Origin of the sequence: Thioclava sp. F36-6 (assembly GCF_002020305.1) — a bacterium.
Taxonomy (GTDB): domain Bacteria; phylum Pseudomonadota; class Alphaproteobacteria; order Rhodobacterales; family Rhodobacteraceae; genus Thioclava; species Thioclava sediminum.
Window position 1 is genome coordinate 1,304,762 of record NZ_MPZX01000001.1, and the last position, 17,454, is coordinate 1,322,215.

General features: G+C 63.6%; 16 protein-coding genes. 12 read left to right on the forward strand and 4 right to left on the reverse strand.

Annotated elements, in window-relative coordinates:
* Positions 1–177 precede the first annotated feature (177 nt).
* From BMI88_RS06020 to BMI88_RS06040, 5 genes are all read left to right on the forward strand, one after another.
* Positions 178–825 carry a Crp/Fnr family transcriptional regulator gene (locus tag BMI88_RS06020; RefSeq protein ID WP_168173949.1) on the forward strand — a complete coding sequence of 216 codons (648 nt, stop codon included), beginning with the start codon at positions 178–180 and terminating at the stop codon, positions 823–825.
* Positions 826–1,324: 499 nt separating this feature from the next.
* The gene (locus BMI88_RS06025) at positions 1,325–2,284 is read left to right on the forward strand and encodes a cytochrome ubiquinol oxidase subunit II (RefSeq protein WP_146673481.1); all 960 of its coding nucleotides are present in this window, start codon (positions 1,325–1,327) and stop codon (positions 2,282–2,284) included.
* A complete protein-coding gene (locus BMI88_RS06030) occupies positions 2,281–4,344 on the forward strand; it encodes a cbb3-type cytochrome c oxidase subunit I (protein WP_078539403.1) in 2,064 nt (687 codons plus the stop codon). The genes BMI88_RS06025 and BMI88_RS06030 overlap by 4 nt, the downstream gene beginning before the upstream one ends.
* Positions 4,345–4,352: 8 nt before the next feature.
* Entirely contained in the window at positions 4,353–4,967 is a 615-nt protein-coding gene (locus tag BMI88_RS06035; protein WP_165756923.1) for a cytochrome c oxidase subunit 3, read from the forward strand.
* A complete protein-coding gene (locus BMI88_RS06040; protein ID WP_078546839.1) occupies positions 4,967–5,320 on the forward strand; it encodes a cytochrome C oxidase subunit IV family protein in 354 nt (117 codons plus the stop codon). The genes BMI88_RS06035 and BMI88_RS06040 overlap by 1 nt, the downstream gene beginning before the upstream one ends.
* Before the next feature lie 100 nt (positions 5,321–5,420).
* Here the strand turns inward: BMI88_RS06040 and BMI88_RS06045 are convergent, their stop codons facing one another.
* Positions 5,421–5,996: a DsrE family protein gene (locus BMI88_RS06045; RefSeq protein WP_078546841.1), complete on the reverse strand. Its 576-nt coding sequence runs from the start codon at positions 5,994–5,996 to the stop codon at positions 5,421–5,423.
* 262 nt (positions 5,997–6,258) lie between these two features.
* Here BMI88_RS06045 and BMI88_RS06050 point away from each other — a divergent pair, with 262 nt between their 5' ends.
* Entirely contained in the window at positions 6,259–7,980 is a 1,722-nt protein-coding gene (locus BMI88_RS06050) for a tetrathionate reductase family octaheme c-type cytochrome (protein WP_210401998.1), read from the forward strand.
* Positions 7,973–8,623 carry a cytochrome b/b6 domain-containing protein gene (locus tag BMI88_RS06055; protein ID WP_078546843.1) on the forward strand — a complete coding sequence of 217 codons (651 nt, stop codon included), beginning with the start codon at positions 7,973–7,975 and terminating at the stop codon, positions 8,621–8,623. The genes BMI88_RS06050 and BMI88_RS06055 overlap by 8 nt, the downstream gene beginning before the upstream one ends.
* A 143-nt stretch (positions 8,624–8,766) precedes the next feature.
* Here the strand turns inward: BMI88_RS06055 and BMI88_RS06060 are convergent, their stop codons facing one another.
* On the reverse strand, positions 8,767–9,321 hold the full coding sequence (locus tag BMI88_RS06060) for a DUF882 domain-containing protein (RefSeq protein WP_078546845.1): 555 nt from the start codon (positions 9,319–9,321) through the stop codon (positions 8,767–8,769).
* A 367-nt stretch (positions 9,322–9,688) separates the two neighbouring features.
* Here BMI88_RS06060 and BMI88_RS06065 point away from each other — a divergent pair, with 367 nt between their 5' ends.
* The 4 genes from BMI88_RS06065 to BMI88_RS06080 are packed head-to-tail and all read left to right on the forward strand — an operon-like array spanning position 9,689 to position 13,982.
* Positions 9,689–11,329 carry a L,D-transpeptidase family protein gene (locus BMI88_RS06065; RefSeq protein ID WP_078546847.1) on the forward strand — a complete coding sequence of 547 codons (1,641 nt, stop codon included), beginning with the start codon at positions 9,689–9,691 and terminating at the stop codon, positions 11,327–11,329.
* Positions 11,330–11,386: 57 nt separating this feature from the next.
* Complete coding sequence (locus BMI88_RS06070; RefSeq protein ID WP_078546849.1) at positions 11,387–12,487, forward strand: UDP-3-O-(3-hydroxymyristoyl)glucosamine N-acyltransferase; 1,101 nt, start codon at positions 11,387–11,389, stop codon at positions 12,485–12,487.
* An 8-nt stretch (positions 12,488–12,495) separates the two neighbouring features.
* The gene (locus tag BMI88_RS06075; RefSeq protein WP_078546851.1) at positions 12,496–12,777 is read left to right on the forward strand and encodes an acyl carrier protein; all 282 of its coding nucleotides are present in this window, start codon (positions 12,496–12,498) and stop codon (positions 12,775–12,777) included.
* A complete protein-coding gene (locus BMI88_RS06080) occupies positions 12,777–13,982 on the forward strand; it encodes a beta-ketoacyl-[acyl-carrier-protein] synthase family protein (RefSeq protein WP_078546853.1) in 1,206 nt (401 codons plus the stop codon). Before BMI88_RS06075 ends, BMI88_RS06080 begins: the two co-directional genes overlap by 1 nt.
* Positions 13,983–14,054: 72 nt before the next feature.
* Here the strand turns inward: BMI88_RS06080 and BMI88_RS06085 are convergent, their stop codons facing one another.
* Positions 14,055–14,798 (reverse strand): invasion associated locus B family protein, encoded by a 744-nt coding sequence (locus BMI88_RS06085; RefSeq protein ID WP_146673482.1) that lies wholly within the window; start codon positions 14,796–14,798, stop codon positions 14,055–14,057.
* 561 nt (positions 14,799–15,359) lie between these two features.
* Between BMI88_RS06085 and BMI88_RS06090 the strand changes: the two genes are divergently transcribed.
* Positions 15,360–16,943, forward strand: a complete 1,584-nt coding sequence (locus tag BMI88_RS06090) for a helicase HerA-like domain-containing protein (protein ID WP_078546855.1) — start codon at positions 15,360–15,362, stop codon at positions 16,941–16,943.
* Here BMI88_RS06090 and BMI88_RS06095 read toward each other — a convergent pair.
* Positions 16,930–17,346 carry a DUF6477 family protein gene (locus BMI88_RS06095; RefSeq protein WP_246831826.1) on the reverse strand — a complete coding sequence of 139 codons (417 nt, stop codon included), beginning with the start codon at positions 17,344–17,346 and terminating at the stop codon, positions 16,930–16,932. The two genes, BMI88_RS06090 and BMI88_RS06095, sit on opposite strands and share 14 nt — an antisense overlap.
* Positions 17,347–17,454: the final 108 nt, after the last annotated feature.

Sequence of the window (17,454 nt, forward strand, 5' to 3'; positions counted from 1 at the left end):
GTCGTCTGACAGTGATTCCTAAAGCTTTTCATATAAGCGAAAAGCGTTTTTCCGCCGGGTGACGCCGAGGAATATCCAAAAAAACCTGCATCAATGTCCTATGACGTAGCGCGCTCAGCGCTTTCGCGGCAGATGCTGGTTTCTTCGCAGAAATCAACAAAACGGAACCGAGCAAGCTTGGAAAACCTGTCTCGAAAACCTGACCTCGCCTATCTGGCGGAGCTGTCCCAATCGCAACGCGCCATTCCCGCGGGGGCGGCGCTTTTGCCCGAGTCCACGCCATTGATCGTGCGGGTCGAGCGCGGGATCGCCATGCGCTATACGCTGCTCGAAGACGGGCGCAGGCAAGTCGAAGCGCTGGTCTATCCGGGCGATCTCTGCGGGCTGACGAGCGTGCTCTACGGTCCGGGGGCGAGCTATTACGAGGCGCTCACGCCGATGATGCTGTCGAGCTTCGATCCCGCCGATCTGCATCAGCCTCTGCCAGATGGTCCCGACCGCACCACGACGCTCGTGTGGCTGATGACGCGTGAACTGACGCGGCTGTCGGGCTGGCTGGCCTCGGTCGGGCAGCGCAACGCCAATGAGGGGATCGCGTGGTTCGTGATGCACGCATGGGAGCGTGCCGAGTCGGTCGGGTTGATCGAGAAGGACAGCGCGCCGTTCCCCTTCGCCCAACAGGTCGTGGCGGACTCGCTTGGGCTGTCGCTCGTGCATACGAACAAGACGATCCGCCGCCTGCGCGATCAGGGCCTGTTCCGGATTGCCGGCGGGCGTGTGCGGATCTCGTCGCTCCCGGCGCTGCGCCGAGCCGCGGCGCTCTGACTGCTCCTTTCCGGTAACCCTTTCTGACAGCGCGCCGCGGGGTTTCCGCGGCGTTGGTTTGTCATGCGCCGGGGGAGGGCGCTGCCCGTTCCCGCCAACGTGGGGCGAGGCGGGAGCCTGAGCGGATAACACCCCTCACGCACCGCGTGACCTCAAGCGTCCGTGATCGGCTAAGTTGCTCATTTTGCTCACGGATCGCTCACCGCCCCATCACAAGCGCGAGAGATGAGCCCGTTTACCCCTGTATTCGGGTGCGCCCGTTCAAGACCAACCCCCTTTATTTATTGGTTATTTTTTCGTGCGTCGCAGGTGTGTGATGACATTTGTGCATGATTTTCAGTCGGTTACGCTCGTTCCTGCGACAATTTGTCAACACCGATTGACCTCGCGGGCGCTGCCCTAGAGTGGGAGGCATCGCGCGGGACGGGAGCCCTCGCGGCCTCCCCCGAGAGACCCCTATGCCCCCGCGCCAAGAAGAGGGAATAGGAAAGGTATTTCCGTGTTGTTTGAAAAAATCTACAAGCGGCCCAGCCGCCTCGCTGCCCCGGTCCTGTTGACCGTTGCGGCTGCATGGCTGTCAGGTTGCGCGGAGAACGGGGTGATGACCCCGCTCGGCCCGGTGGCGGCCGGAGAACGCGCTCACCTGATCAGCTTCTTCCTTTGGATGCTGCCCATTTCCCTGCCGATCCTGATCGGCACGCCGTGGATTGCGATGCGCTATCGCCGTCAGGGTGGGAAAGGCAAATATGACCCGACCTGGTCGCACTCGGTTGCCGCCGAAGTCGTGATCTGGGGCGGTGCCACGCTCACCTTCCTTATCGTCGGCTGGCTCACCTGGGGCCACGTGATGGGCGAAGACCCCTACAAGGCAACGGGCAAAGAGCCGATGCATGTGAAGGTCATCGGGTCCGAATGGAAATGGATGTTCATCTATCCCGGCAAGGTCGCCGCCGTGAACCGGTTGGTCCTGCCCGAGAACACCCCCGTCGAGTTCGACCTGACCGCAACCGGCGCGATGCAGAGCTTCTGGATCCCGCGTCTCGCAGGTCAGATCTATGCGATGCCCGGCATGAAGACGAAGATGAACCTGACCACCTCGGAAGATCCGTCGCAGACCTATGGCTTCAACAGCCAGTTCAACGGCGCGGCTTTCCCGCTCAACAAGTTTGAGGTCGACGTGGTGAGCCAGGATCAGTTCGACGCGTTCCTGCAAGAGCCCAAGCACCCCTTCGCCCAGCTCGAGAAGGCGTTCAAGAAGACCGCGACCTGGTCGGGCCCCGAGCTCTTCGAGCCGCCGGAAGCCGGCTATTGGGACAAGGTGGCGATGAACCCTGACATGCTGACCGACGGTGGCGCAGCAATCCTTCCTGACCATGCACCCGAGCAGAAGAAGATCGACGACGCGATCCGCGAAGAGCTGCATGTCTCGCAAAACCAACATCAAGGGGACGCTCAATGAGTATTCTTGGTAGTCTCGACTGGAACGATATCTTCATCGTTCCCTTCTTCACGGATCCGTCTCTGTCCACCGGGATCGCAGCAGGCGCGGGCGGCATCGTCGTCCTCGGCGCGCTCGCGGTCATGGTGCTCCTGACCGTCAAAGGTTGGTGGAAACCGCTCTGGTCGAACTGGATCACCACGCTCGATCACAAGAAGATCGGTGTCATCTACATCGTTCTGGCGCTGATCATGCTGATCCGCGGCGTTCTCGAGGCGGTCGTGATGCGCGCCCAGCAGGTTTCGCCCGCACCGGGCTTCCTGTCGGTCGAACACCACGCCGAGCTGTTCTCGACCCACGGCACGATCATGATCTTCTTCGTGGCGATGCCCTTCCTGACCGGCGTCATCAACGTCGTCATGCCGCTCCAGATCGGTGCGCGCGACATGGAGTTCCCCTTCATGAACGCGGTCTCGCTCTGGCTGTCGATCGGCGGCGCGGCACTCGTGATGGCCTCGCTCGTCGTCGGTCACTTCGAGACCGGCGGTTGGACCGCTTACCCGCCTTATACGGGCATCAAGCTGTCGCCCAACGAGGGCGTGGATTACTGGATCTGGTCGCTGGGCCTGACTTCGGTTGGCTCGACGCTTTCGGGCATCAACTTCCTCGTGACGATCTACAAGCAGCGTGCCCCCGGCATGAAGCTGTTCGACATGTCGATCTTCGCCTGGGCGACGCTCTGCACCGCAATCCTGATGATCTTCGCGATGATGCCGCTGACCGTGGCCTCGCTGATGCTGGCGCTTGACCGTCAGGCAGGCTTCCACTTCTTCACCGCCACCCAAGGCGGGAACATGATGAACTTCGCCAACATGTTCTGGCTGTTCGGTCACCCGGAAGTCTACATCCTGATCCTGCCGGCCTTCGGCGTGTTCTCGGAAGTCATCCCGACCTTCTCGGGCAAGAAGATCTACGGCTACACCTCGCTCGTCTGGGCCACCATTGCCATCGCAGTGCTGTCCTTCACCGTCTGGGTGCACCACTTCTTCACCATGGGTCAGACCGCCCACCTCAACGCCATCTTCGGCATCGCGACGATGACGATCGGTGTGCCGACCGGTGTGAAGGTCTTCAACTGGATGCTGACCATGTGGCGCGGCAAGCTGCGGTTCTCGACCGCGATGCTGTTCTCCACCGGCTTCATCTTCACCTTCGTGATCGGCGGGATCACGGGCGTCATGCTCGCCAACCCGACGATCGACTTCGCGACCCACAACTCGCTGTTCCTGGTGGCGCACTTCCACAACATGCTCATCCCGGGCCTGCTGTTCGGTATGTTCGCGGCCGTGAACTACTGGTTCCCGCTTTGCTTCGGCTTCCGCCTGGACGAGAAATGGGGCCGTCGCAGCTTCTGGCTGTGGATGATCGGCTTCTACGGGGCCTTCATGCCGCTCTATGCGATCGGTCTGATGGGCGCACCGCGCCGCATGGCCTTCTTCACCGAGCCGGCCTACTTCCCGTGGCTGGTAATCGCGATGCTCGGCGCGCTGTGCGTGCTGGCGGGTCTGACCGCGCAGATCATTCAGGTCTGGGTCTCGGTCAAGAACCGTGAGAGCCTGATGGTGCCGGCGGGCGATCCCTGGGACGGTCGTGGTATCGAATGGTCGCTGGGCTGCCCGGTGCCGGAATACGACTTCTCCACCATCCCGGCGATGACCTCGCGCGAGCCGTGGGTCGATGCGAAGGAAGCGGGCAAGCGGGTCATGGATCCGACCGAGTTCGTCGACATCCACCTGCCGAAACCGACCGGCATGCCGTTCCTGGTGGGCCTCGTCGCGACCCTCTTCGCTTTCGCCATGATCTTCCAGATGTGGCTGATCGCTGCGGTGGGCTTCGTGGCCATGTGGGTGCTGGTGCTGATCCGCTCCTACGACACCGACTGGGAAGAAACCGTCACCGCGGAAGAACTGCGTGAGGGCTATGAAGCCCACAAGCGCCTCGTCGAAACCACGCCGCAAATCCGGCTCGACGATGAGTTCACCACCAAGAACCGCGGCCTGATCATGGAGACGCAGGTATGAGTGCAACTATGAGCAACACGGGGGCAGCGCACGCTGCCTCCCACGATCACGGCCATCACGACAAGACGGGCACGGTGATCTTCGGCTTCTGGATCTTCCTGATGTCGGACCTCATCGCCTTCTCGCTGATGATCGCCAACTACGCCGATGCCGAATGGCACGGCATCGCGAACGGGCCGAGCCCGCATGAGCTGTTCAGCCTCGGCCTGCCGACCATCGAGACGATGGCGCTGCTGATCTCCACCTTCACCTTCGGTATCTGCACGCTGGGAATGAAATACGGCGCGTCGATGAAGCGCACGGTGGGCTGGCTCGTCGTGACGCTGGCGCTTGGCGCGATCTTCCTCGGGATCGAACTCTACGAATTCCACGAGTTCTGGACCGAGGGCAACACGCCGCAAGTGTCGGGCTTCCTGACCGCCTATTACTCGCTGGTGGGTCTGCACGGTCTGCACGTCACCTCGGGTATCATCTGGGGCATCCTGCTGATGGTTCAGATGAAGACCTTCGGGATGAACGACCTGATCAAGTCGCGTCTCGTGCGTCTGGGCCTGTTCTGGCACATGCTGGACATCGTCTGGATCGCGCTCTTCACGAAAGTCTACCTGATGGGGGTGCTGTGATGGATTATATCAACTCCGACGTCGGCATGGACTCGGCTGAGTACAAGCACGACATGGCGCGCTATGTCTGGGGCTTCGCGCTCTCGGTGGTCTTGACGCTCGCAGGCGTCGTGATCGTCGCGGGTAGCGTGTTCTCGACGGGCCTCGCATGGTCGATCGTGGGCATCCTCGGCATCGCGCAGCTGATCATCCAGTTCTGGGCCTTCATGCACCTCGATTTCTCGAAAGAGGCGCGTCCGGACCTGTATCTGGTGCTCTTCACCTTCCTGCTCATCATCCTGATGGCTGCGGGCACCGTCTGGGTGCTGGCCGATCTGGCAAGCCGGATGGGTATGGGCGCCGGTAGCATGTAAGCCGAGGGGCAGGGGCCTTAGGGCCTCGCTCCGCCAAGCAAAAAGAAACGCGGGCAGCGCAAGCTGCCCGCGTTTTTTCTTGTCCACCTGAGAGGCGCGATTACATCGGGAAGAGCTGATAGCCTTGGCTCTCCAGCACCGGGACCGCCGCCAGTGCCGACAGCGCTACATCGACATTCGGCCCGACCTGATCTTCGGTGAAGCCGTGATCGGCCAGTGCCTGCCCGCAGACGTAAAGCGTGACGCCCGCATCCGCGAGTTCCTGCTTCAGCTTGGTGTCGGGATCGTCCTTGCCGAACTTATCCTTATACGCCTCGGGCGAAAGAGCGAGCGGGGTCGCCGAGCCATGCAGCACCACCGCGAATTTGCGATGCGCTTTGTCGACGCCCGCATTGCCGTAGATGTTGACCGCGCGCGCGACATGCCAGAGCGCTGCGTTCACGCCGCCGTCCATCGTCTTGTCGCCGCCCACGTCGAAGACGATCTTCCAGTCCTTGTTCGGATCGGGGCTGAGCGCGCCATCGGGCACGGGGTGCATCTTGCCGTAATCCTTCACGACCGGATTGATCCATTCGGTTTTCGAGCCGTCGTTGCTCGAGGAGGCGGCGAATGCCGCGCCCGAGCCGAGGGCAAGGGCGAGGGCGGCGGGAAGAACGAAGCGGGTTGCGCGCTGCATGAAACTCTCCTGTGAAATCGATTTGAGGGCCGGGACCGGGGATGTCCGCGCCCGGTGAGGCTCAGCGCGGGGCGGCAGCGCTTCGTTCCTCGCCGCGCCGCTCACGGCAGATCAGGGCTGCGTGATGCGTGCCGCGCCTCCGCGCGTGCCAAAACCGATGCGACAGTAAGTCACGCAAAACTCACGAAATGTCGCATCCCCGTGATCAACGCGATCGCGCTAAGCAATGTGAGTAACCAGTAGTGAGCCAGTCGGAGCATCGATGACACAGAGTGCATTGCGGATCACGGCGCTCGTCTCAGCCGTGATTTTGGGCCAGCTTCCCGCCTACGCGCAGGAGGCCGCCGGGGAGGAGACGCCCGCAATCGGCGCGCAATCGACACCCGTCGCACAAGGCGCGTCGAAGGCCGCCCATATGAGCGATCCGGTGAAAGAGCTCACCGCCGACCACTCGAAATTCGATCAGCTCAAAGGGCCGTTCGCGTCGGGCTCCGAGGTGACGGAAGCCTGCCTGTCGTGCCACACTGAAGCCTCCAATCAGGTGATGCATTCGGTTCACTGGACTTGGGAATACCAGAACGAGGCCACGGGCCAGACGCTCGGCAAAGCGCATGAGATGAATGCGTTTTGCGGCAATGTCGCCTCGAACGAGGTGCGCTGCACATCGTGCCACACGGGTTATGGCTGGACGGACGTGCGCGAGCCGATGCCCGACGATCCGACCAAGGTCGACTGCCTCGTCTGTCACGACAAATCCGGCCAATATACCAAACAGGATAACCTCGCGGGCGAGCCGCCGCTGGAACCGGTGGCCGCGGGCGCGAAGACGATCACCGGCGCGGCCGCCTGGCCCGTCGATCTGGCCGAGGCCGCGCAATCGGTGGGCGCACCGCCCGGTCGCGACAATTGCGGCAACTGCCACTTCTACGGCGGTGGCGGCGACAACGTGAAGCATGGCGATCTCAGCTCGGCACTGTTCAACCCGCCGCGCGACGTCGATGTCCATATGTCGCCCGACGGTCAGAACTTCACCTGCGAGACCTGCCACGTCTCGGACAAGCACGTCTTCGAGGGCTCGCGCTACGAGACCGACGTGATCGACCCGCATCCCGATCGCATGGCGGGCACCGCCCATGATGCGGCCGCCTGCCAGTCGTGCCACACCGACAGCCCGCATGAAGGGCCGAACCCGCTGATCGCGGCGAAGCTCAACGATCACACCGACACGGTGGCCTGCCAGACCTGCCACATCCCCAGCTTCGCGCGGGGCGGGGTGGCGACCAAGACCGTCTGGGACTGGTCCACGGCGGGCAAGCTCGACGAGAACGGCAAGCCGATCACCGAAGAGGGCTTCACCCAATCCGACGGCAAGCACCTGCACACCTACATGTCGAAGAAGGGCAATTTCGAATGGGGCGAGAACGTCACGCCCTATTACGCATGGTCCAACGGCGAGATGACCTTCACCCTGCCGGAGGAAGAGATCGACCCGACGCAGGTGGTCGAGATCAACAAGATCGGTGGCAATCCCGGTCAGCCCGACAGCCGCATCTTCCCCTTCAAGCGGATGGTCGGCACGCAGGCCTATGACACGCAGCGCAATGTGCTGGCCTATAACAACGTATATGGCCCCGGTAACGGCACGGCGCTCTGGTCCTATTACGACTGGGAGAAATCCCTCAAGGCGGGCATGGACTATGCCGGCGTGGAGTATTCGGGCGAGTTCGATTTCGTCCATACCTACATGTACTGGCCGATCACCCATATGGTCGCGCCCGCCGACGATGCGCTGCAATGCGAAAGCTGCCACACGCAGGGTGGTAGGATGGCCGATCTGGCGGGGATCTACGTTCCCGGCTCGGAAATCAATTTCGGCGGCAAGCTGGGGCTCGCGATGTTCCTGATGGCGCTTCTGGGGGCCTTGGGTCATGGCGCGCTGCGCCTGATTAACCGCGGCAAGAAGAATGGAGGCCACCATGGCTGAGCATTGCGTAAAGGTCTATTCGCGCTTCAACCGGCTCTGGCACTGGAGCCAGGTTGGCTCGATACTGCTGCTGTTCTTCACCGGCGCACGGCTTCTGGGGCTGCATCCGATCCTGCCCTTCGGGGCGGCGGTGCTGATCCATACGGTCGTCGCGCTGGCGCTCCTGCTGCTCTGGGCCTTCGCGACCTTCTGGCTGTTCACCACGGGCGGCTACAAGCAGTTCATCCCGCGCATGCAGGGCATGTGGGAGGTCGGCCGCTTCTACGCCTACGGTGTCTTCAAGGGCGAGAAACATCCCTATGTGAAAAGCTACGAGCGGCGGCACAACCCGCTGCAGGCGGCCGCCTATTTCGCGCTCAAGATGATGCTCTTCCCGGCGATCTGGATCTCGGGGCTGGCCTATCTCAGCTACGGGTTCTGGGATCACCTCGACGGCGGCTCGTTCTGGCTGGAGATCATCGCGAATTTCCACGTCCTCGCGGCATTCGCCATCGCGAGCTTCGTGGTGGTCCATGTCTACCTTCTCACCATCGGCCACGGCTTCCGCCAGCATGTGCGCCCCATGGTCTCGGGCTATGAGAAGGTCGATCTGACCCCCGAGGCAGAGGCCTATTTCCGCCAGCAGGGCCGGGTGCTCGACTGAGCGTCTCTACGCACGACTGATCGAGGCCCCCCATGCGGGGCCTTTTTCTGTCTGCGGTTTGGGGCAACCCCCGGCAGGGCAGGCAAAGAAAAACGCCGCTCGGGAAAGCGGCGTTCGGGTCGGTCAGACGAGGAGCGCGAGGCTCAGGAGCCCCAGTGCCGCACCGGGCCGCAATCCATGTGCACGAAGTTCGAGCGCGAGTATTTGCCAACGCCGCCGGCGTGGCAGGCGGCCGCCGCCTTGTACATCTGGCTGACCGAGCGCGACTTCAGCCGCAGGTCCATCGCCAGACCCTGCATGTGCAGCGAGTTCTTCGCGACGCCTTTCGAGCGGGAGCGCAGCATGGCGTTGGTCTTGGGCGAGCGGTAGCCCGACAGCAGCATGTAGGGTTCGCGCGAGTCCATCAGGTTGTGCGCTGCCGCCGCGATATCCACGGTGCGCGCGTCGATGTTTTTCAGCTGGTTGGTGCGCCAGTCGCGGGCGAAGTAGGTGATTTCCTTCAGCGCGTCGGGGATATACTCGCCTTCGATCCAGTAAACGGTGTCGAGCGTCTCGCCGGTACGACCGTTATACATCTTGATCCGTCGGATGTCCCCTGCGCCCTTGAGTAGACCGAAAGCGTTACTCATGGTGGGGGCTGCCGTCACCATGGTCGCAGCAAATGCGCCCAGAAGGCCGCGCCGGGAAATCGTCGTCATAGCAAGTTCCTGTGTTCGCCTGTCTCTCGATTTTCCCGCCCTGTTTCGGGCGGTTGAGGGATGGTAGACCCAAACTTCTTACTCCTTATGGCATAGACAGATTAATCGATAAAGAACGGAACTGATGCATCTTTGCCATGTTGGGGTATGTCGGCAAAATTTCGCCTGCCGGTAGTAAAAATACGCTCACGTCCTTGTGGGAGCGGTGTGCGTGCGGGGTGGGAGGCGGCGGAAAGGCGCTGTTGCGCCCCTGCATCGTTCCGGGCGGGTCCGCTCAGTTCGTTGCGCGCAGGCAACGCTTCGCTGGACAGATGCAGGTAAGTTTGGAACATCTGGAACGATGGGTCCGGGCAGGGGTTTAGACGCTATGACGTGCAATTTCCGTAAGATAGGGCTGGCCTTCGCGCTAGCTACGCTCGCCGCCGGCGCTCAGGCGCAAGGCACTGCCCAGATTGCTGCCCAAGGGGCCATGTCGCCGCTGGCTGGCGTCGAGCTTTCGGGCTTCACCCAGGCCGTGGCCGAGGCTGCCGCTGACAATCCCGCTCTGGCGGCCTTCTATGCCGCCCGCGATTACCGGCCGATCTGGACCGCCGCCGAGGATGCGGGCCGCCGCGCGGCTTTCATGCGCGCGCTCGATCTGTCGGCAATGCAGGGGCTGCCCACCGCGCATTACGACCCCGAGGGGCTGCGTGTCGCCTTCGCCGCCGTCCAGTCCGAGCGTCAGCGCGGTCTGCTCGAAGTGAAGATGAGCCAGATTTTCCTCGATTACGCCCATGACCTGTCGCATGGCGTGCTCGACCCGCATAGCGTCATCTCCGATATCAAGCGCGAACCCAAACGCGCCGATCCCGAAGCCCGGATGACGGCCTTCGCCGCCGCGACCAACCCGGCGCTGTTCCTGCGCGAGCTGGCGCCCCAGATGCCGCAATATGCGCAGCTGGTGAAGGCGCGCCTCGATCTGGAGCATCAGATCGAAGCGGGCGGCTGGGGGCCGACGGTGCCCGGCACCAAGCTCGAGCCCGGCGACAGCGGGCCGGACGTCGTGGCGCTGCGCGACCGGTTGCAGCGGATGGGCTATTTGGGCCGCTCTGCCAGCGCGACCTATGACGCCGAGATGCAGAAGGCCGTGCAGGCCTATCAGACCGATCAGGGGCTCGCGACCGATGGCGTGGCCGGGCCCAGCACGCTGGGCGAGATCAACAAGAGCCCCGAGGCGCGGATGAAAGCCATCCTCGTCGCGATGGAGCGTCTGCGCTGGATGAACGGCATCGATTTCTCGGGCCGTTACGTCTGGGTCAATATCACCGATTTCTCGGTCCGCGTCATCGACAATGGCAAGACCACGTTCCGCTCTGTGACGGTGGTCGGGCAGAACAGCTCGGACCGCCGCACGCCGGAGTTTTCCGACGAGATGGAGCGGATGGTGATCAACCCGGCCTGGCATGTGCCGCGCTCGATCGTGACCAAGGAATACCTGCCGCAGATGCAGCGCAATCCGAACGCGGCGAGCCAGTTGCAACTGATCGACAGCCGTGGCCGCGTCGTGCCGCGCTCTGCGGTGAATTTCGCCGCTTATAATGCGAGCAACTTCCCCTTCGCGATGAAGCAGCCGCCGTCGAACCGCAACGCGCTGGGGCTGGTGAAATTCCTGTTCCCGAACCGCTGGAACATCTACCTGCACGACACGCCCTCGAAATCGCTCTTCAAGAAAGAGACGCGGGCCTTCAGCCATGGCTGCGTGCGTGTCGGCGACCCCTTCGATCTGGCCTACACGCTTCTGGGCGCGCAAAGCGACAATCCCGAGGCTGAGTTCAAGCGCATCCTCAATTCGGGGCGCGAAACCGTCGTGCCGCTGGAAAAGCACGTCCCGGTCCATCTGACTTACTTCACCGCCTGGCCGACCGCGTCGGGGCAAGTCGAGTATCGCCGCGACGTATATGGGCGTGACGCGATCCTCTTCAACGCCTTGCAAAAGGCCGGGGTGGAATTGGGCACGCAGGATAGCTAAATCTCTGGCAAAGGGGGCGGTTAAGCGCGCCCCCAAACGACCATGAGAGGATCGGCCATGTCCCAGACAATCGAGCATATCGCGCAGGCGCTTAACGCCCGCGCCGAAGGCGACCTGTCGATCGAGGTGACCGGCGCGTCCGAGCCTGCGACGGCGGGTCCCGACCAGATCGCCCTCGCGATGAGCGAGAAATACGCCGAAGGGCTGCGCGAGGGTAAGGCCCGCGCGGCGCTTCTGTGGGAAGGCGCGGACTGGCGCGCGCTCGGGCTGGAGGCGGCGGTCTTCGTGACCCGCCCGCGTCTCGCCATGGCGGGGCTGTCGAAAGCCTTCGATCCCGGCCCCAATGTCGAGCCCGGCATCCACCCGACCTGTGTGATCGACCCGACCGCCATCATTGGCAAGGATGCGGCCATCGGCCCCTTCACCGTGATCGGCAAGGAGGTGAAGATCGGCCCGAACGCGCGGATCGTGGGGCAGGTGACCATCGCGGAGGGCGCGCAGATCGGCTCTGATGCGCTGATCTATCCCGGCGCACGGATCGGGGCGCGGGTGCTGATCGGCGACCGGCTAGTCTGTCAGCCCGGCGCGGTGATCGGCTCGGACGGGTTCTCCTTCGTGACGCCCGATCCTTCGGGGGTCGAGGAAATCCGCCACACGCTGGAGCAGCGCGAAGAGATCACCGAGCAGAAATGGTTCCGCATCCATTCGCTCGGCACGGTCGAGATCGGCGACGATGTCGAGATCGGCGCCAACGCCTGTATCGACCGCGGCACGGTGCGCGCAACCGCCATCGGCTCGGGCAGCAAGCTCGATAACATGGTCCATATCGGTCACAACGTGCAGGTGGGCGAGGATTGCCTGCTCTGCGGTCAGGTCGGTATCGCGGGCTCGACTCGGATCGGGCACCGCGTGGTGCTGGCAGGGCAATGCGGCGTCTCGGACAACATCACCGTGGGCGACGACGTCATCGCGGCGGGCGGCACCAATATCTATACCAACGTCCCCAAAGGCCGTACCATCTGGGGGAGCCCGGCGGTGAAGATGGAAACGCAACTCGAGATCAACAAATCTGTCCGCAGATTGCCGAGATTGTTTGCGCAAATGGCCGAGCTTCGAGAAACTGTTACGAAACTCACGCAAAAAGGCGGCACGGAGTAACCCCAGATATGAGGCCAGACGTGCAAGACCAGGTTTTCTCGATCATCGCCCGCGAAGCCCTTCGTGAGCCCTCCGAACTTTCGCCCGAGATGACGCTCGACGAATTGGGGCTCGATAGCCTCGGCCTCGTCGAAGTGATCTTCGCCATCGAAGAAGCCTTCGATGTTTCGGTGCCCTTCAATGCCAACGAACCCGCCGCCTCGCAATTCGACATGTCTTCGGTCGGCGCGATCGTCGGCGCGGTGGAGCGTCTCGTCTCGGGCGGCAAGCCTTCGACCGCCGTCGCCTGATGCGGCGCGTCGTCATCACGGGCGCAGGCACGATCAACGCGCTCGGCGAGGGCGTTGCGGCAACCAAGGCGGCCATGGCGGAGGGGCGCATCGGCATCGGCCCGCTCAGCTTCCAGGATGTAGAGCGGCTGAGCATCTGCATCGGCGGTCAGATCCGCGACTATGACGCATCTGCCCGCTTCACCTCGGCGCAGCTCGCGCAATACGACCCCTTCACCCAATACGCGCTGATCTCCGGCGCGGAGGCGATGGCGCAGGCGGGGCTGGAGACAGCCCCCGATCCCGCCCGCTGGGGCTGTATCATCGGGTCTGCAGGCGGTGGGCACACGACCGCGAATAACGCCTATCGCGCTGTTTTTGCAGATCAAAAGAACCGGGTGCATCCGCTCACGGTGCCCAAGCTGATGGCCAATGCCGCGCCCTCGCACCTCTCGATCCGCTACGGGCTGCAGGGGCCGAGCTTTGCCGTCGCCACTGCCTGCGCCAGCTCCAACCACGCCATCGGCCTCGCGTTCCAGATGGTGCGTTCGGGCATGGCCGAGGGGATGCTCGCGGGCGGCTCGGAAGCGATGCTCAATTTCGGCGGGCTGAAAGCATGGGAAGGGCTGCGAGTGATGTCGCCCGATGGCTGTCGGCCGTTCTCGGCAGATCGGAACGGCATGGTGCAGGGCGAGGGCGCGGGCGTCTTCGTGATCGAGACGCTGGAAAGCGCCGAGGCGCGTGGCGCGCAGCCCTTGGCCGAGATTGCGGGCTTCGCGATGAATTCCGATGCGAGCGACATCGTGATGCCGTCGCTTGAAGGTGCGAGCGCGGCGATCACCGGCGCGTTGAGCGACGCAGGTATGGCGCCTGAAGAGGTCGGCTACATCAACGCCCACGGCACCGGGACGGCGGCCAACGACCGGATCGAGACCGCTGCGATCCGCGCGGCGCTCGGCCCGGTGGCCGATCACGTCGCGGTCTCTTCGACCAAGGCGCTACACGGCCATTGCATCGGCGGCACGGGGGCGGTGGAGCTGATCGCCTGCCTCATGGCGCTTGGCGACGGGGTAATCGCGCCGACGGCGAACTACGCCACCTCCGATCCCGACTGCGATCTGGATTATGTGCCCAACACGGCCCGCAAGGCGCAGGTCGGCGCTGCGCTGACGAACGCCTTCGCTTTCGGCGGGCTCAACGCGGTTCTGGCCTTGCGTACGATATGAAAACGCCGCGCCCGGTTGGGGCGCGGCGTCTTTAATTTCAAACGGTTGCGAGCCGAAGCTCATCTATTCAGCTTACTGCTGAACGCCGTTTTCCTTGTTGGTTTTCACGGTTTCGTCGAAGGCTTTGGTGAAGCCCTTGAGCGAGATATCCGCTTTCACCTTCTGCTGCGGGTTGGCCAGCGGCGTGATCGTGATCGTCGCCTTGCTGCCCTTCTTGAGCGACTCGAGTTCGGCCTTGCCGACGCCGAAGCGCGCGAAGCAGCCCATCATGCGCGGGTCGCAGAAGGAATAGGGGTAGACCATTGCCTTGCCGCCATCGACCTGCATCACGAGGTTCTGCGACAGCAGGGTCTGCATCGGCACCATCACGGTCAGACCGGCTGCGGCCTGGCTGCCATCGGGCAGGCCGATCACCGAGATGTCGGCCACGTTGCCGCCATTCTGGTCCTTGATCACCTGATACATCTGGCAGGGATCCTTACCGTCGGGCGACTTGGCGCATTGCAGCTGCCAGTCTTCGTAGGTGGCCTTGATGTAGGTCTGCGGCTCCTGCGGCTTCTGGGCCTGCTGATCGGCGCCGGGCATCGTCGGCGTGGCGTCAGCACCGTTCGCGGTGGCGTCGGGCGCCTGATCGGTGCTGGTCGCGTCTGCGCCCGCATCCGCCGCCGGGGTCGCCGCGCCATCGGTGGTCGCGCCCGCGGTCGCATCCGCCGAAGGGGTCGTGGTCGTGTCGCTCGAGGTGGTATCTTGCGCCCACGCCCCGCTTGCAAGGCCGAGGGCCAGAGCGAGGGCGAGCGGTTTCGTCAGTTGAGACATATTACTCTTCTCCTGAAACGTATTGGGCGAAGGCTTAACACGGGGCTGCGCCCCTGTCAGTCGCGAATTCCGCAGCGGCGCTCACGGATCGGCGGCAAACTGCCACAGTTTCGTGAGCGGTTCGACGGCCTGCATAAGAGCCGGGCCAGGCGGGGGATTTCGCGGAAAGAGCGGGGGCGATTCAGTCGCGTCTCGCGCAGGCTGGATCGGGTGTTCCGGGGGCGCGAAAGCTGGGCTTTCCAAGCGAAAGGGGCCCGTTCAGGACCCCTTCCTTTTCCCCCTGTCGGACTGGCCGACTTCGTCATTGCCGGTACGCTAGGCCGTAATTTTTCACAGGTCAACAGGCAAAGTTGAGGAAGTGTGACAGGCGGTGAGGCGATGAACTCCGGAACGCAATCCCTTGGCACAGAAGAAAAAGACCGCGCCAAGCGTGGCGCGGCCAGTTCAACAGGGAGGAAGCGCCCCCATCCGCGCAAAAGCGCACTCCGGGGGCAGGATCACACTGGCGCAAAAGGGTTAAGGTAGTATTGTCGGAGCCGAAATTTGTTTGGCGAGGGCAAGATGACCGGTGTTCTGACCGAAGAGGGTGTGTTCGTTGGGGGCGGTGGGGAAGGCTACGCAAGCCCGCAGGAGTTGAAGCTTCAATACGGCAACCGTCACGGGCTGGTTGCGGGCGCGACCGGTACCGGCAAGACGGTGACGCTGCAGATCCTCGCGGAGGGCTTTTCGCAGGCGGGCGTGCCGGTCTTCATGGCCGATGTGAAGGGCGATCTGTCGGGCATCGCGGCGACTGGCTCGGCTGAGGCCAAGCTGCACAACGCCTTCATGGAGCGCTCGCAGACCATCGGTTTCGATCTGCAATACCGCGCCTATCCGACGGTCTTCTGGGACATGTTCGGCGAGAAGGGCCATCCGGTGCGCACGACCGTCTCCGAGATGGGGCCGCTGTTGCTGAGCCGTCTTCTGGGGCTGACCGAGGCGCAGGAAGGCGCGCTCAACATCGCCTTCCACATCGCCGACAGGGAGGGGCTGGCGCTGCTCGACCTCGACGACCTGCGCGCGATGCTGCGCCATATCGGCGAGCGCGCGGACGAGATCGCGCTCGAATACGGCAATGTCGGCACCTCGACGATCGGCGCGATCCAGCGCGACCTGCTGGTGCTGGAAAATCAGGGCGGGGCGCAATTCTTCGGTGAACCCGCGCTGGACCTCGCCGACCTGATCCAGATCGACGAAAACGGCATGGGCCAGATCAACATCCTCGCCGCCGACAAGCTGATGGGCAGCCCGCAGCTTTACGCGACCTTCCTGCTGTGGCTGCTCTCGGAACTGTTCGAGGAGCTGCCCGAGGTCGGCAATCCCGACAAGCCGAAGCTGGTCTTCTTCTTCGACGAGGCGCATCTGCTGTTCGACGACGCGCCCAAGGCGCTGGTCGACAAGGTGGAGCAGGTGGCGCGGCTGATCCGCTCGAAAGGGGTGGGGGTGTTCTTCATCACGCAGAACCCCGGCGACGTGCCCGATGGCATTCTCAGCCAGCTTGGCAACCGCGTGCAGCACGCGTTGCGCGCCTTCACCGCGAAGGATCAGCGCGACCTGCACCGCGCCGCCGAGAACTACCGCGCCAATCCGAGCTTCGACACCGAGATCGCGATCAAGGAGGTCGGCACCGGCGAAGCGGTGACCTCCTTCCTCGAAAAGAAGGGCGTGCCGGGTATGGTCGAGCGCACGTTGATCCGCCCGCCGCAGTCGCGCCTCGGCCCGCTCAGCGATACCGAGCGCGCCGCGGTGATCGCTTCAAGCGGTCTGGGCGACAAATACGACACGCCCGTGGATCGCGAGTCGGCGCAGGAGATTCTCGCCAAGCGTGCCGAACTGGCCGCGCGCGAGGCCGCGGAGGCCGAGGCGCGCGAGAAAGCGGCCAAGACCGCTGCGGGCCGCTCCGAGCTCGATGAAGGCTTCGACAATTTCAACAATGCAAGGCGCTACGATCCGACGGCGAAGTCGAAACCAGCGCGCAAAACGTCCTCGCGCCGGTCCGATACGATCCTCGAGACCTTCGGCAAGAGCCTTGCGCGTCAGCTAGGCACCAAGACGGGCCAGACGATCGTGCGCGGGGTTCTCGGCTCGCTCTTCAAGTCGCGCTGAGCGACGGGGCACCCGCGCGCTCCTCAGAGGGCTGCGGCGCCAGCCGCGCCTCCGCCAGAAGCGCGATCAGCAGCTCGATATGGCGGGCGACCGAATAGGTCGCCTCGCCCGCGCGCCGCGCCTGATCGAGCGCCGCTTCCTCGGCCATCAACGCGCGCAGGGCCGTTCCCGGACGCGGTAGCTCGCTCATTCGCAGCACCCGCTTGAGGTCGCGCTTGCGGCTGTAATCGCTCAGCCCGTGCCGGGCCGCGCGGATCAACAGGCGCGGGCGGCGCAGTTTCGCCACGGCGGTGACAGGATCGGGATCAGGGGCGACGCTGTCGGCTTCGGTCGGATCGACGAGGCGCAAGGGCGACGGGGCGTGGACGTCGGGCGTGGGCTTTTGGCGAAATGCGAAGGTCATCGGAAACTCCCTTGAGGTGAGATCCCGAGCGTTACCCAGCCTCAGGCGGTGTTGCGCAAATTCGCCCTCAAGCGCGCGCCCCGCAAAGCTTTGTTTAGGAAGTTTAAG

What these genes read in the sequence shown, in the direction of transcription:
- BMI88_RS06070 (WP_078546849.1), top strand. Translation starts at nt 11,387, where the DNA reads ATGTCCCAGACAATCGAGCATATCGCGCAGGCGCTTAACGCCCGCGCC.
- BMI88_RS06065 (WP_078546847.1), top strand. Translation starts at nt 9,689, where the DNA reads ATGACGTGCAATTTCCGTAAGATAGGGCTGGCCTTCGCGCTAGCTACG.
- BMI88_RS06060 (WP_078546845.1), bottom strand. Translation starts at nt 9,321, where the DNA reads ATGACGACGATTTCCCGGCGCGGCCTTCTGGGCGCATTTGCTGCGACC.
- BMI88_RS06095 (WP_246831826.1), bottom strand. Translation starts at nt 17,346, where the DNA reads ATGACCTTCGCATTTCGCCAAAAGCCCACGCCCGACGTCCACGCCCCG.
- BMI88_RS06090 (WP_078546855.1), top strand. Translation starts at nt 15,360, where the DNA reads ATGACCGGTGTTCTGACCGAAGAGGGTGTGTTCGTTGGGGGCGGTGGG.
- BMI88_RS06055 (WP_078546843.1), top strand. Translation starts at nt 7,973, where the DNA reads ATGGCTGAGCATTGCGTAAAGGTCTATTCGCGCTTCAACCGGCTCTGG.
- BMI88_RS06085 (WP_146673482.1), bottom strand. Translation starts at nt 14,798, where the DNA reads ATGTCTCAACTGACGAAACCGCTCGCCCTCGCTCTGGCCCTCGGCCTT.
- BMI88_RS06050 (WP_210401998.1), top strand. Translation starts at nt 6,259, where the DNA reads ATGACACAGAGTGCATTGCGGATCACGGCGCTCGTCTCAGCCGTGATT.
- BMI88_RS06080 (WP_078546853.1), top strand. Translation starts at nt 12,777, where the DNA reads ATGCGGCGCGTCGTCATCACGGGCGCAGGCACGATCAACGCGCTCGGC.
- BMI88_RS06045 (WP_078546841.1), bottom strand. Translation starts at nt 5,996, where the DNA reads ATGCAGCGCGCAACCCGCTTCGTTCTTCCCGCCGCCCTCGCCCTTGCC.
- BMI88_RS06030 (WP_078539403.1), top strand. Translation starts at nt 2,281, where the DNA reads ATGAGTATTCTTGGTAGTCTCGACTGGAACGATATCTTCATCGTTCCC.
- BMI88_RS06040 (WP_078546839.1), top strand. Translation starts at nt 4,967, where the DNA reads ATGGATTATATCAACTCCGACGTCGGCATGGACTCGGCTGAGTACAAG.
- BMI88_RS06075 (WP_078546851.1), top strand. Translation starts at nt 12,496, where the DNA reads ATGAGGCCAGACGTGCAAGACCAGGTTTTCTCGATCATCGCCCGCGAA.
- BMI88_RS06035 (WP_165756923.1), top strand. Translation starts at nt 4,353, where the DNA reads ATGAGCAACACGGGGGCAGCGCACGCTGCCTCCCACGATCACGGCCAT.